This is a genomic window from Streptomyces sp. NPDC059456, from assembly GCF_042750055.1.
GTDB lineage: Bacteria > Actinomycetota > Actinomycetes > Streptomycetales > Streptomycetaceae > Streptomyces.
The window spans coordinates 1-12,945 of sequence record NZ_JBHYVA010000186.1; the positions used below are offsets into that span (position 1 = coordinate 1).

Consider the following 12,945-nt stretch of genomic DNA (forward strand, 5'->3'; position numbering starts at 1 on the left):
CACGGCGCCGCGGAGAAGGCCGCGGGGGCCCCGGCCCCCCACACCCCGGGGGCGCCCCGCCCCACCCCGGTCGGTATCAAAGCCCTGGCCAGGCAGCTGCCCCTCGGGGAGAAGGCGATCGGCAAGGCGCTGGGCGAGCTGGAGGCGTACGGGTACCTGCGGCGGCTCCAGGAGAAGCTCCCCGATGGGCGGATCGTCACCCGAACGGTGTTCTGCAACGCCCCGCAGCCCGTCACCCGACCGGGCCCGGCCCCCGAGCCATGGGCTGAGCCCGCCCCGGAAGCCGGCCCGCGGGATCCGGGGTCGGGGGCCGGACCCAGGCCGGAGGCCAAGCCGGGGCCAGAGGCCGGACCGGAACCGGAAGCCGGGCCTGGACCGGAAGCCGGCCCGCCGCCGGATCCGGGGTCGGGGGCCGGACCGGAGGCCAAGCCGGGACCGGAGGCCGGACCGGAACCGGAAGCCAGGCCGGGGCCGGAAGCCGGACCGGGACCGGAAGCCGGAACGGGGCCCGTACCGGGGGCGGGGGTCGGGCCGGGGCCCGTACCGGGGGCGGGGGTCGGGGCTGTGCAACAGGCCCGGACGCCCGCGAGCACCCCGAAGCCGCCGGAGGCACCGGCACCGGCACCGCGGAACGCCTGCAATCCGGCCCGGCGGCAGCTGGCCGAGGAGCTGCTCGCCGAGCTGCGCCGGGCCGACCCCCGCCTGCTCCTCGGGGCCCGGGACGTCCAACGCCTCGCGGGCGGCGTCGAGGCCTGGCTGGAACGCGGCGCGACCCATCAGGCGGTGACCGGCGCGCTCACCGCGAACCTCCCGGACCGCCCCCGCAACCCGGCGGGCCTGATCGCCCACCGCCTGGCGGTCCAGCTCCCGCCCCTCCTGGCACCCCTGGCCCGCAGGGCGCCCTTCGTCCCGCCGGACCCCTTCCAGACCTGCGAGACATGCGACCGCGCCTTCCGCGCCCCGGCCCCCGGCACCTGCAGGGGCTGCCGGACGCACCCCGCAGAGGCGACCTAGCCCGAAGGCGATGACCCGGACCCGGACGACGACCGGGTCGGGCGCCGCTCCACGCGGAGGGGCGGGGCCGGCGCATGGGCGGCGCCGCCCCTCGGGGAACGGCTACGCGTCCGACATCTTCGGCATGTCGCCCGTCGTGTTCGACATGTCGATCACCGCGAACGCCGCGCCCTGCTGGTCGGTCAGCGCGGCGAAGCGGCCGAAGGGGCTGTCCATCGGGCCGAAGTGGAGCGTGCCGCCGTGCTTCTTCGCCTTGGCCACCGCCTCGTCGCAGTCCGGGACCCCGAAGTAGACCTGGATGTACGGCGGGATCTCGGGCGGGAACTCGTCGCCCATGGCCATCCGGCCGAGGACCGGGTTCTCCTTGCCGCCGATGCTGAAGATCTTGAAGTCCATCCCGGCCGTCTCGGGGTCGTCGCCCATCTCCATCTTCTGGACGCCGTACGGGAAGACCTTCGGGAGGAAGCCGTCCGCCTTGGCCGGGTCGCGGGTGAAGACCTCCGCCCAGGCGTACGCGCCCGGCTCGCCGGTCTTCTCGAAGCCCTTGTGCTCGCCCGGCTGCCACACGCCGAAGACCGCACCGCTCGGCTCCTTCGCGATCGCCATCGTGCCGAAGGTGCCGACCTGCATCGGCTCCATCATCAGCTCGCCGCCGGCCGCCTTGATCTTCTCCGCCGTCGCCGCCGCGTCGGGCGAGGCGAAGTACAGACACCACTGCGACGGGGCGTCGGCGCCCGGCATCGGCGGGACGACGGCCGCCACGGCCTTGCCGTCGGAGTAGGCCTGCGTGTAGTTGCCGTACTCGCCGGCCGCCTCGCCGAAGGTCCAGCCCAGCACGTCGGAGTAGAAGGCCTTGGCGCCCTCCACGTCCTTGAACATCGCGTCCGCCCAGCACGGAGCGCCTTCCGGGAACTCAGCCATGATCGATCGACTCCTGTATCGCCGTGTCGTTTCGTCCGTTTTTGCGCGGTTCTCACGCTAGGTCCGCGGTGCGGCGACCGCGCGGGGAACGCGGCCACGCGGGACGCTGGAGCCATGGACATCACGATGCGGCTGGCCCAGCAGCCGGAGGCCGACGAGCTCCTCGGCCGCAGCCCGCTCGCCGCCCTCGTCGGCATGCTGCTCGACCAGCAGGTGCCGATGGAGTGGGCGTTCTCCGGGCCGTACACGATCGCCCGGCGGATGGGCGCGGACGATCTGGACGCGCACGCCATCGCCGCCGCCGACCCCGAGGCCTTCGCCGCGCTGCTCTCCGAGAAGCCGGCCGTGCACCGCTACCCCGGCTCGATGGCGAAGCGGGTGCAGCAGCTGTGCGCGTACCTGGTGGAGCACTACGACGGGGACGCGGAGGCCGTCTGGCGCGGCGTGCCGACCGGCGGCGAGCTGCTGGGGCGGCTCAAGGAGCTGCCCGGGTTCGGCGAGCAGAAGGCCCGGATCTTCCTGGCCCTGCTCGGCAAGCAGCTCGGCGTGCGCCCCAAGGGCTGGCGCGAGGCGGCCGGCGGCTACGGACAGGCCGGCGTCTACCGCTCGGCGGCCGACATCACCGGGCCGGAGTCCCTGGCGAAGGTACGGGCGCACAAGCAGGAGATGAAGGCCGCCGCCAGAGCCGAGAAGGCCGGCAAGGCCACCGGGGGCGGGAAGTGACCGCGGCGGCCCGGCCCGCCCCCGGCGTCACGGCGTGGCGGTGAAGGAGCGCCGGTAGGAGCGGGGCGGCACCCCCCGGCGGCGCACGAACTGTTCGCGCAGGACGGCCGCGCTCCCGTACCCGACGCGGCGGGCGATCTCCTCGACCGGCAGGTCCGTGGTCTCCAGGAGCTCCTCGGCGCCGCTCAGCCGCAGGCCGCGCAGCCAGGCGTGCGGGGTGGTGCCGGTCGCAGCGGTGAAACGGCGGGCGAAGGACCGTTTGCTCATCACGGCGCGCCGGGCCAGTTCCGCGACGGGAAGCGGCTCGTGGAGGTTCTCCCGGGCCCATGCGAGGACCTCGGCGAGCCGCTCGTCGCGGCAGTCCTCGGGAACGGGGGCGGCCAGGTACTGCGCCTGCCCGCCCTCGCGGTGGGAGGGCAGCACCACGTCCCGGGCCACGGCGTTGGCCATCGCGGCCCCGTGCTCGCGCCTCAGCAGGTGCAGGCAGAGGTCGAAGCCCGCGGCGGCCCCCGCGCCCGTCACGACGCGCCCCTCGTCGACGTAGAGCGCGTCGGGTTCGACGGTGACCTCCGGGTGGCGGTCGGCGAGCAGTCCGGCGAACCGCCAGTGGGTGGTGGCCCGCCGCCCGTCGAGCAGTCCGGCGGCGGCGAGTGCGAAGGCCCCGACGCAGTGGGCCGCGACCAGGGCGCCGCGCTCGTGCGCCGCCGACAGGGCGTCGAGCACGGCAGGGGCGGGCGGCGTGCGGAAACCGGCCCACGGCAGGGCGATCACCAGGTCGGCCTCGGCGAGCCGGTCCAGGCCGTGCGCGAGCGTGAGCGGCACGCCGACGTCGGTGGGGACCTGCCCGGGCCGGTCGGTGCACAGGGCGAGGTCGAAGCCGGGCGCCGACGCGCCGTGGCGGGCGAAGACCTCGGTGACGATGCCGACGGCGAGCATGCCGACTCCGGGCGGGGTGTACGCGGCCACCGTCGCGAAGGGGGACATCCGCGCAGTGTGCCACGCGGGGCGCCCCCGTCGTGGCACCAATCCTGCGATCAGCGGCAGTTGTGCCACTCGTGCCGGCCCGGCCCGCTCGCAAGGATGGGGGCATGACAGACGCACCGCTCGGCCGCAGCGCCGCGTACAAGGTCCTGACCACCGGATACGTCGGCTCCACCGGCCCCGGAGTCGCCGCCACCGTCTCCTACGTACACGACGCGGGACGGCACGTGATCTTCGACCCGGGCATGGTGGCGAGCCACGACGACATCCTCGCCCCGCTCGCCGAACTGGGCCTCGGCCCCGACGACATCACCGACGTGGTGCTCAGCCACCACCACCCGGACAACACCATGAACGCGGGCCTGTTCGGACGGGCCCTGGTCCACGACCACAAGGTCGAGTACCGGGGAGACCGGTGGACGAACCGGGACGCCGAAGGCCACGAACTCACCCCGTCGCTCCGCCTGATCCGCACCCCGGGCCACAGCCACGAGGACATCACCCTGCTCGCGGGCACGGACTCCGGCGTGGTCGCCTTCGCCGGCGACCTGTGGTGGCACGCGACGGGGCCCGCGGACGACCCGGTGGCGCCGGACCGCGCGGTGCTGCGCGCCTCCCGGGAGCGGGTGCTGGCCGCGGCGGACCTGATCGTGCCCGGTCACGGGGCCCCGTTCACGGCCGACGCCAACACCCCGCGCTAGCCGTGGACTTGCGTGTGGCGACCCGCCGTCGCCCCACCGTCGCCCCCGCGATCGACCCCGTCACCGACCCGGTCACCGACCGGAATTGACCGGGACTTCTTGGCTCGGATTGGCCCCTGTCACCGGTCACATGACCGCGTAGATTCATGGTCATGACGAACGAGATCCTGACCCGCGCCGCCACCGCCGAGACCATCACCGACGGCCCCGGCAGCGTCATCACCCTGCTGACCGACACCGCCGAACTCACCTGCAACACCGCCACCTTCGACGAGGGCGCGGCCGGCGCCCCCGTCCACTTCCACACCAAGGCGACCGAGTTCTTCCACGTCACCGCCGGGCGGCTCGACGTTCTGGTCGACGACGAGGTCAGGACCCTCACCGCCGGCGACTTCCTGTCGATCCCGGCGGGCGTGAAGCACGCCTTCGCGCCCTCCCCGGGCCACACCGCGAGCGTCTTCGTCGGCTTCACGCCCGGCATGGGCCGCTTCGACTACTACCGGCTCCTCGGCCGGGTCCGCGCGGGCGAGGCCACCGTCCAGGACATCATCGACAGCCAGCCCACGTACGACAACCACTACGCGGAGAGCGCCGCCTGGGCCGGCCGCCTGCGCAACGCCGACGCGTAGGTCTCGTCCGCGTCCAGGCGCCGCAGCTCCTCCGAGATCAGCTCGGCCTTGCTGCGGATCTTCAGGGCCACCTTGCGGTCGGGGCTGCCCGGCAGGACCAGCGTGGCCAGTGCCCCGTCGGGGCGGTCCACCGTGATCGTGCCCGCCGGGCCCTCCAGCCGGACCCGCGTGATCACCGGCCCGTCCGTGGTGACCCGCTCCACCGGCACCCCCAGCCGGTCCTCCAGCCAGCGGGCCAGCAGCTCGGCGCTCGGGTTGTCGGCCTCGCTCTCCACCGCCCCGCCCGTCACCGGCAGCGGCTTCTGGTCCATCGCGGCGGCCAGCAGCGCCCGCCACGGCGTCAGCCGGGTCCACGCGAGGTCGGTGTCCCCGGGCGCGTACGAGGCACCCCGGTCGTCCAGGACCGCCACCGGGTCGACGGCCGCCTCGGCGTCCGTGATCCGGCGCTGCGCGAGCGCGCCCAGCGGATCCCGCGCCGGGTCGGCGGGCGCCTCGGCCGGCCACCACGCCACCACCGGCGCGTCCGGCACCAGCAGCGGGAGGACCACCGAACCCGCCTGCTCGGTGAGCGCCCCGTGCAGGCGCAGCAGCACGATCTCCCCGGTCCCGGCGTCCGAGCCGACGCGGAGCTCCGCGTCCAGGCGGTCCTGGCGGAGCTTGTGCGGGCCGCGCGAGGTGCGCTTGATCACCGCGATGATGCGGCACGGGTGCTCGCGCGAGGCCTCCGAGGCCGCGCGGACGGCGTCGTACGCGTTCTCCTCGTCGGTCGCTATGACGAGGGTCAGGACGAGGCCCATGGTGGGGCTGCCGATCGCCCGGCGGGCGGCGAGCAGCGCCCGGTCGATCTTGCTGGACGTGGTGTCGGTGAGTTCGGTCCGCATGGGGCGAAGTCTGTCAGCGCGGAAGGCCCCGGCGGCACCCCGGCCGCGGATCCGGCAGCAGAATGCGTCACCTGCGCCGTTCGCCCGTCACCTGCGCAACTCCCCGGCCACCGGCTCAACTCCGCTGCCACCGGCGGATCCGAGGTCACCGGCGCCGCTTCGCGGTCCCGAAGAGCGAGCGGGAGATCTCCCGCCCCAGCTGGGTCCCGACCGAGCGGGCCAGTGAGCGGAACAGCCCGCTCCCCACCACCTGCTCGGCCAGCGAGGGCTCCGGCTTCGGTGTGCCGCGCGCCCCCTTCGCGGCCTCCTTGGCCTGCTCCCCGGCCTGCTTCTCGGCCGCCGCCCGGGCCGCGGCCGCCTCCGCCGCCGCCTCGGCCGCGGCCTGCTCGGCGCTGATCTTCTCGTACGCCGACTCGCGGTCGACGGCCTGCGCGTACCGCGCGTACAGGAGCGAGGACTTCACCGCCGCGTCCAGCGCCGCCGGCCCGATCGGACCCATCAGGGACTGCGGGGCGCGCAGCCGGGTCGCCGCCACCGGGGTCGGGGCGCCCTTCTCGCTGAGCACGGTGATCACCGCCTCGCCCGTGCCGAGCCCGGTCAGCAGCTCCTCCAGGTCGTACGCGGAGTTGGGGAACGTCTTCACGGTGGCCTTCAGCGCCTTGGCGTCGTCCGGGGTGAAGGCGCGCAGTGCGTGCTGCACCCGGTTGCCGAGCTGCGCGAGCACGTCCGACGGCACGTCCTTGGGGGTCTGCGTCACGAAGAAGACGCCGATTCCCTTCGAGCGGATCAGCCGCACGGTCTGGGTGATGGACTCCAGGAAGGCCTTGGAGGCGCCGTTGAACAGCAGGTGCGCCTCGTCGAAGAAGAAGACGAGTTTGGGTTTTTCCAGGTCGCCGACTTCCGGCAGGTCGGTGTAGAGGTCGGCCAGCAGCCACATCAGGAAGGTGGAGAACAGCTGCGGCTTGTCCTGCACCGCCGGGAGTTCCAGTACGGAGACCATCCCGCGCCCGTCGGCGGCGGTCCGCAGGAATTCGCTCGTGTCGAATTCCGGCTCGCCGAAGAACTCGGTGGCGCCCTGCTGCTCGAACGCGGTCAGGGCGCGCAGGATCACCCCCGCCGTCACCGTGGACAGTCCGCCGATCCCCTTGAGCTCCGCCTTCCCCTGGTCGGAGACGAGGAAGGCGACGACCGCCCGCAGGTCCTTGAGGTCGATCAGCTCCAGGCCCTTGGTGTCGGCGTAGTGGAAGATCAGGCCGAGCGACTGCTCCTGGGTCTGGTTGAGCCGGAGGACCTTCGACATCAGCACCGGGCCGAAACCCGTCACGCTCGCCCGGAGCGGAATACCGGGTCCGATACCGCCCAGCGCATAGAACTCGCTGGGGAATCCGGCGCCTTCCCACTGCTGGGCGACTTCCTTCGCGCGTTCCGCGACCTTCTCGTTGGCCGTGCCGGGCGCGGAAATCCCGGAGACGTCCCCCTTGACGTCGGCGAGGAACACCGGGACCCCGGACGCCGACAGCTGTTCGGCGATGAGCTGGAGGGTCTTCGTCTTGCCGGTGCCCGTGGCGCCCGCGACCAGGCCGTGGCGGTTGAGCATCGACAGCGGGATGCGGATCTGCCGGTCGGGCAGACAGGTGCCGTCCCAGAGCAGGGCCCCGAGTTCGAGCGCGGGTCCGGTGAAGGCGTAGCCGGCGGCGATCTGGCCCGCCGGAGACGCGGGGTCGGTGCTCTCGCTCATGCATCACTCCCGATATAGCCCTGTCTGCCACTTTTGCACCAGGCTGGCAAGGCTGCGCCCGCAGGCACCGGCCCGGTAGGCTTTCCGTGTGATCTTCAAGCGCATCGGAAACGGGCGGCCGTACCCCGACCACGGCAGGGAAACCACCCGGCAGTGGGCGGACGTCGCCCCGCGCCCGGTCCGTCTCGACCAGCTGGTGACGACCAAGGGCCAGCTGGACCTCGAGACGCTGCTCGCCGAGGACTCGACGTTCTACGGGGACCTCTTCGCCCACGTCGTGAAGTGGCAGGGCGACCTGTACCTGGAGGACGGGCTGCACCGCGCCGTGCGCGCGGCCCTCCAGCAGCGCCAGGTGCTGCACGCCCGCGTCCTCGAAATGGACTACTGAGCCGGAACCGGCTGGAAACACGCCCGGAAGCGGCGGGACACGCCGTGGGCGGCCCCGCTTCCCGGGCTGCCGCAAGGGCTCCCCGCCCGAGCTTCCGGTTCGCGAGGATTGCGCCTTTCGGGTCGGTCTTGCCCTATCAACAGATCATTGAGTGGGGATCAACGGCGGGCGGTATTACGCTGCGCCCATGAGCATGCTCACTCCCCCCGGCATGGGCGGAAAGTACCGCGTCACGGGAGCGGCTTACCCCCGCATGAGCCGGCCCCGGCGACGCCGGCGGATCGTCTTCACCGTGCTCGGAGCAGTCCTCGGTCTTGCCCTGCTCGGCTACGGGTCCTTGCAGCTCATGAACGTGTTCCGCGGCGAGAGCGGCAGCGGCAAACACCGGAACGCGGCGGCCAAGGACTGTGCGACGCCCAAGCCCAGGGCGGGCGCCGAGGCGGGCGCCGAGGCGGCTCCCGCGGCTGCCAGCGCCGCCGCCAAACCGGCCGTCGCACTGCCCCAGCCCGCCGAGATCACCGTCAACGTCTACAACGCGACCCCGCGCGCCGGGCTCGCCAAGGCCGTCGGCGACGAGCTCAAGAAGCGCGGCTTCACCGTCGGCAAGGTCGGCAACGCGCCCGCCGACTTCGACAAGAAGGTCCCCGGTACGGGGATACTGCTCGGCTCGCCCAAGACCGACAAGGCGGCCTTCTCCGTACTGGGCACCCAGCTCGAAGGCGATACGCAGCAGACCGATGCCCGCGACACCGGGGACATCGACCTGATCCTCGGAGACGCCTTCAAGGAACTCAGCCCGAAGGAGGCCGCGGACAAGGAACTGGCCCTGCTGGCCAACCCCCTGCCCGCGCCCGCCAAGACCTGCTGACCACCGCCCGCGCGACGCGAACAGCCGGCCGCCCGAAAGGCGGCCGGCTGTCGGCATGAGTCCTGCCCTGCGCGCCCTGCGGGGTCCTACTCGGCCGAGCCGTACATGCGGTCGCCCGCGTCGCCCAGGCCCGGCACGATGTAGCCGTGCTCGTTGAGCCGCTCGTCCACCGCGGCCGTCACGACCGTCACCGGGGTGCCCGCCAGGTCGCGCTCCATGACCTCGACGCCCTCGGGCGCGGCCAGCAGCACCACGGCGGTCACGTCGTCCGCGCCGCGCTTGATCAGTTCCTGGATCGCCGCGACCAGCGTGCCGCCCGTGGCGAGCATCGGGTCGACGACGTAGACCTGCCGCCCGGACAGGTCCTCCGGCATGCGCGTCGCGTACGTGGAGGCCTCCAGGGTCTCCTCGTTGCGGACCATGCCCATGAAGCCCACCTCGGCCGTCGGCAGCAGCCGCATCATGCCGTCCAGCATGCCGAGGCCGGCCCGCAGGATCGGCACGACCAGCGGGCGCGGGTGCGAGAGCTTCACGCCGGTGGTCGGGCCGACCGGCGTGACGATGTCGGCCTGCTCGGTGCGCACGTCGCGGGTGGCCTCGTACGCGAGGAGGGTCACCAGCTCGTCGGCGAGCCGGCGGAAGGTGGGGGAGTCGGTGCGCTTGTCGCGCAGGGTGGTCAGTTTGTGCGCCACCAAGGGGTGATCGACGACCTGCAAACGCACAACATCCTCCAAGGCTCAGCTGCCGGGTTTCGACCTGCGACCTGCAAAAACGGCCGCACTTTTTCGCGACCCACGGTCAAAAGGCTACGCGGTGCGCGCACCCCCGTGCGTCCGAACCGGCAGCCGCGTCCGCACGCGTCCGCGGACGCGGCCGGGATGCGACCGCGGATGCGGCTGCGGATGCGGCCCGGCCGGACCCCCAGCACGCTGGACTGATGAGCAACGCACCGGTGGTCGTGGGGGTCGACGGATCCGAGCACAGCCTCCTGGCCCTGGAATGGGCACGGACCGCGGCGCTCCGGTACGGGGCCCCCCTCGTGGTCGCGCACGTGCTGCCCGACAGCGCGCAGTTGTACGCGGCGCGCCGCTCCTCCCTCGCCGACCCCTCGCAGCCGCGCGAGTACGCCGACCCCGTCGGCGTCCACGTGCGCGACGTCCTCGCCGCGGCCGCCGAGCTGCCGCGGGAGGTCCGCTACGACGCCCTGGAGGGCTCCGTGCCCGAGGCCCTGCGGGTGGCCGGGGAGGGCTCCCGGATGCTGGTGACGGGCTCACGGGGCCGCGGCGGCTTCGCGGCCCTGCTGCTCGGCTCGAACAGCCGCGCCGTGGCCTCCACCGCGGCGTGCCCGGTGGTGGTGGTCCCGCACGAGGCCCGCAGGGCTCCCGACGCCCCCGCGGACCCCTCCGGCGGCCCGGTGGTGCTCGGCCTGCACGCCGCGGAGACCCCTGACGACGTCCTCGCCTTCGCCTTCGCCGAGGCGGCCGCCCGGGGGACCACCGTCCAGGTGGTCTCGGCGTACGCGATCCCGCCGGCGCCGACCATGGTGGTCGACAACCCGTTCCAGGTGATCCCGCCCGAGGGCCTGGCCGACGACGGGAACGCGGTGCCCGCGGAGCGGGAGATGCTGCGCTCCCAGACGGAGCGGCTCGCGCCGCTGCGCACGCGCTGGCCCGGGGTGCGGGTGGAGCAGGCGGCGGTCCCGGGCGACGCCGCGGAGCGCCTCGTGACGGCTTCCCGGTCGGCGGCCCTGGTGGTCGTGGGCCGCCACCACCCGCGGCGCACGCTCGGCTCCCTGACGATCGGCTCGGTGGCCCACGCGGTGCTCCACCACGCGCACGGCCCGGTGGCGGTCGTTCCGACGCTGTCAGCCTCCTGAGCTGCGAAGGGGTGGCATCAATCGGCCCGTCCGGGGGAAGGTGGGGTGCGGGGGGTCTGCTTCGCGCCGGCGAAGGAGGACGACCGGACCACGGGGTGGTGGCCCATGCCCGACACGCAGCCGAACGACGCGCCGGAGACCGCGGCGCAGCGCAGAGCGCGCAGAGCGCAGTTCCTGCGCGACCTGATGGAGGCGCGGGCCCTGCGCGACCGCGTCCAGCCCCGCCGCGCCCGCGCCGCCCGCATGCGCCAGCAAATGCGCATGCGCACCTTCCGCTGGTGACGGGACCCCGCCCCGGACCCCCGCGGGGTGGGCGGCGCACGGGGTCGGCGGGGGGCCGAGCGGCCCCCGTACGACCCCCGCGGCAAGCGGCGCGGCACGACGCAAGCGCGGAAGACCTCTCGCAAAGCCGCTGTTTCTGCCACGATGCCGATTGGGCGGGGCACGAAACGGCGAGCAGCACAGTCGTTCCAACCCTTCCCACCTCCGGCCGGGGGGACCTCCAACCGGCACGCCTAAGACCAGTGGGAGAGTCACGGTGTACTTCGCCGCACTGCTCGCGCGCACCGAAGACGGGTGGGAAGCGAGCGACATGGAACTCGACGACGTCGAGTCCCTCAGTGATCTGATCGATCTCGCCCGCGCCGCCGCTGTCGACGACGACACGGTGGTCGCCCTCATCGAGCAGGAGGACGCCTGGTTCGGCGTCGTCCGCGTGGACGGGGAGGAGGACCCGCGGTATTTCGTCTCGAACGCCTCCGCGGCCTCCCGCAGCTCCTACGGCTCGATGCTGACCGAAGAGCTGCTGGGCAGCGACGAGGAGGACGACGAACTCGACGAACTGGACCTGGACGGCACCGAGGACGGCGAGGAGGACACCATCGCCGCCTTCACCGGTGCCGACGACGACGAGGACGACGAGGTCTCGGCGGGCGCGGAACCGGTCCCGGCCGGCCCGCTCGGCGACCCCCGGCTGCTGGACGACCTCGGGGTCGGCCACAAACAACTGATGACCCTCGACGGGGACGCCCTCTCGGAGATCGCCGATTCCCTCGGCGCCACCGAGGTGCTGGAGGCCGTCCGCTAGTGATCAGCACGCACCACCCCCTGCACGGCCCCGATCCCGTACGGGACCCGTGGCGGGACTCCATGCGCCTGGCGCTCCAGGAGGCCGCCCGGGCGGTGCCGGCCGGCGACGTGCCGGTCGGCGCCGTCGTGCTGGGCCCGGACGGCGAGGTCCTCGCCACCGGGTTCAACGAGCGCGAGGCCACCGGTGACCCCACGGCGCACGCCGAAGTGCTGGCGCTGCGCCGGGCGGCCGCCCGGCTCGGGGAATGGCGGCTCCCGGGGTGCACCCTCGTGGTGACCCTGGAGCCGTGCGTGATGTGCGCGGGCGCCCTCGTGCAGTCGCGGGTCGCCCGGGTCGTCTACGGCGCCGACGACGAGAAGGCGGGAGCCGCGGGGTCGCTCTGGGACCTCGTGCGCGACCGCCGGCTCAACCACCGTCCGGAGGTGATCCGCGGCGTGCTCGCGCAGGAGTGCGCGCGGCAGCTGACGGACTTCTTCCGCGACCGCTGAGGCGGCTCGGCGGCATCGATTTCATTTGATGCCGATCCTTAGGCTAGGATCCATCTCGGTAGTGTGTCCGAGTGGCCGAAGGAGCTCGCCTCGAAAGCGAGTATGGGGCAACCCATCGGGGGTTCAAATCCCTCCACTACCGCTTCGACCGAGAGCCCCGCCCCGCAAGGGACGGGGCTCTCGGCGTATCCCGGGCTCCCCCGGCTCCCCGGGTTTCCTGGGCTTCCCGGGCCTCCCGACACGGCCCTCCGGATGACGCCCGCGTGACCGCCCGCCCGCTCGGCCGTTGTCACGGCATGACCAAGACCCAGCGCATGCTCGCCGCCTTCGCCCTCGCGGGGGCCGCCGCGGGCCTCGCCGCACCGGCCGCCTCCGCCGCCCCCATGGCCCCGATCACCCTCCCGGACCTGCCGCAGGCCGCCCCGGGCATGCCGCAGGGGGCCACGCCCGGCTCCGTCCAGGAGATCGGCTCGAAGCTCAACGAGCTGGACAAGCTCGGCCAGCTGATGGAGCTGCCGAACCAGCTGTCGCCCGTCATCGCCCCCGTGGAGCCCGTACTGGGCATCCTCGGCGGCATCGAATAGCCGACCCGCCGCGGACACGCCGCCTACCCCGCGTACGTCGAAGGCCCCGACCGGGGTCCTGTC

The 12,945-nt window shown here is 73.5% G+C and carries 16 protein-coding genes and 1 tRNA gene; 12 read left to right on the plus strand and 5 right to left on the minus strand.

Annotated features, from left to right (window positions below; all coding sequences use genetic code 11):
• The coding region (locus ACFXA3_RS18250; protein WP_385187908.1) for a hypothetical protein at positions 1 to 1,014 on the plus strand (1,014 nt) is incomplete at its 5' end.
• Between the two features lie 102 nt (positions 1,015 to 1,116).
• Here ACFXA3_RS18250 and ACFXA3_RS18255 read toward each other — a convergent pair.
• Positions 1,117 to 1,935, minus strand: coding sequence for a VOC family protein (locus ACFXA3_RS18255; protein ID WP_385187910.1), 819 nt, complete (start codon positions 1,933 to 1,935; stop codon positions 1,117 to 1,119).
• 114 nt (positions 1,936 to 2,049) lie between these two features.
• Between ACFXA3_RS18255 and ACFXA3_RS18260 the strand changes: the two genes are divergently transcribed.
• A complete protein-coding gene (locus ACFXA3_RS18260; RefSeq protein ID WP_385187911.1) occupies positions 2,050 to 2,658 on the plus strand; it encodes an HhH-GPD-type base excision DNA repair protein in 609 nt (202 codons plus the stop codon).
• A 27-nt stretch (positions 2,659 to 2,685) separates the two neighbouring features.
• Here ACFXA3_RS18260 and ACFXA3_RS18265 read toward each other — a convergent pair whose 3' ends face one another.
• Positions 2,686 to 3,642: a GlxA family transcriptional regulator gene (locus ACFXA3_RS18265; RefSeq protein WP_385187913.1), complete on the minus strand. Its 957-nt coding sequence runs from the start codon at positions 3,640 to 3,642 to the stop codon at positions 2,686 to 2,688.
• A 104-nt stretch (positions 3,643 to 3,746) separates the two neighbouring features.
• Between ACFXA3_RS18265 and ACFXA3_RS18270 the strand changes: the two genes are divergently transcribed.
• Both ACFXA3_RS18270 and ACFXA3_RS18275 read left to right on the plus strand, forming a co-directional pair.
• Positions 3,747 to 4,340 carry an MBL fold metallo-hydrolase gene (locus ACFXA3_RS18270; protein ID WP_385187915.1) on the plus strand — a complete coding sequence of 198 codons (594 nt, stop codon included), beginning with the start codon at positions 3,747 to 3,749 and terminating at the stop codon, positions 4,338 to 4,340.
• 152 nt (positions 4,341 to 4,492) lie between these two features.
• The gene (locus tag ACFXA3_RS18275) at positions 4,493 to 4,969 is read left to right on the plus strand and encodes a cupin domain-containing protein (protein ID WP_385187917.1); all 477 of its coding nucleotides are present in this window, start codon (positions 4,493 to 4,495) and stop codon (positions 4,967 to 4,969) included.
• On the opposite strand, the gene opcA is transcribed toward ACFXA3_RS18275, so the two are convergent.
• Together opcA and ACFXA3_RS18285 are read right to left on the minus strand one after the other, a co-directional pair.
• Positions 4,918 to 5,850 carry a glucose-6-phosphate dehydrogenase assembly protein OpcA gene (gene opcA, locus ACFXA3_RS18280; RefSeq protein WP_385187918.1) on the minus strand — a complete coding sequence of 311 codons (933 nt, stop codon included), beginning with the start codon at positions 5,848 to 5,850 and terminating at the stop codon, positions 4,918 to 4,920. The genes ACFXA3_RS18275 and opcA overlap by 52 nt on opposite strands.
• Positions 5,851 to 5,995: 145 nt before the next feature.
• Positions 5,996 to 7,588: a helicase HerA-like domain-containing protein gene (locus ACFXA3_RS18285; RefSeq protein ID WP_385187920.1), complete on the minus strand. Its 1,593-nt coding sequence runs from the start codon at positions 7,586 to 7,588 to the stop codon at positions 5,996 to 5,998.
• Positions 7,589 to 7,676: 88 nt separating this feature from the next.
• Between ACFXA3_RS18285 and ACFXA3_RS18290 the strand changes: the two genes are divergently transcribed.
• Positions 7,677 to 7,976 carry a type II toxin-antitoxin system VapB family antitoxin gene (locus ACFXA3_RS18290; protein ID WP_030160221.1) on the plus strand — a complete coding sequence of 100 codons (300 nt, stop codon included), beginning with the start codon at positions 7,677 to 7,679 and terminating at the stop codon, positions 7,974 to 7,976.
• A 187-nt stretch (positions 7,977 to 8,163) separates the two neighbouring features.
• The gene (locus tag ACFXA3_RS18295; protein ID WP_385187922.1) at positions 8,164 to 8,844 is read left to right on the plus strand and encodes a LytR C-terminal domain-containing protein; all 681 of its coding nucleotides are present in this window, start codon (positions 8,164 to 8,166) and stop codon (positions 8,842 to 8,844) included.
• A gap of 86 nt (positions 8,845 to 8,930) precedes the next feature.
• On the opposite strand, the gene upp is transcribed toward ACFXA3_RS18295, so the two are convergent.
• Positions 8,931 to 9,566, minus strand: a complete 636-nt coding sequence (upp, locus tag ACFXA3_RS18300; protein WP_030160225.1) for a uracil phosphoribosyltransferase — start codon at positions 9,564 to 9,566, stop codon at positions 8,931 to 8,933.
• 215 nt (positions 9,567 to 9,781) lie between these two features.
• On the opposite strand from upp, the gene ACFXA3_RS18305 reads away from it, so the two are divergent.
• From ACFXA3_RS18305 to ACFXA3_RS18330, 6 genes are all read left to right on the plus strand, one after another.
• A complete protein-coding gene (locus ACFXA3_RS18305) occupies positions 9,782 to 10,720 on the plus strand; it encodes a universal stress protein (protein WP_385187924.1) in 939 nt (312 codons plus the stop codon).
• Positions 10,721 to 10,825: 105 nt separating this feature from the next.
• Positions 10,826 to 11,002 (plus strand): hypothetical protein, encoded by a 177-nt coding sequence (locus ACFXA3_RS18310; RefSeq protein WP_385187926.1) that lies wholly within the window; start codon positions 10,826 to 10,828, stop codon positions 11,000 to 11,002.
• Between the two features lie 256 nt (positions 11,003 to 11,258).
• Positions 11,259 to 11,807, plus strand: coding sequence for a hypothetical protein (locus ACFXA3_RS18315; protein ID WP_385187927.1), 549 nt, complete (start codon positions 11,259 to 11,261; stop codon positions 11,805 to 11,807).
• A 62-nt stretch (positions 11,808 to 11,869) separates the two neighbouring features.
• Entirely contained in the window at positions 11,870 to 12,298 is a 429-nt protein-coding gene (gene tadA / locus ACFXA3_RS18320; RefSeq protein WP_063789517.1) for a tRNA adenosine(34) deaminase TadA, read from the plus strand.
• A 57-nt stretch (positions 12,299 to 12,355) separates the two neighbouring features.
• Positions 12,356 to 12,440: transfer RNA gene (locus tag ACFXA3_RS18325), tRNA-Ser, on the plus strand.
• Positions 12,441 to 12,594: 154 nt separating this feature from the next.
• The gene (locus ACFXA3_RS18330) at positions 12,595 to 12,882 is read left to right on the plus strand and encodes a hypothetical protein (RefSeq protein ID WP_385187929.1); all 288 of its coding nucleotides are present in this window, start codon (positions 12,595 to 12,597) and stop codon (positions 12,880 to 12,882) included.
• The last annotated feature ends 63 nt before the right edge of the window (positions 12,883 to 12,945 follow it).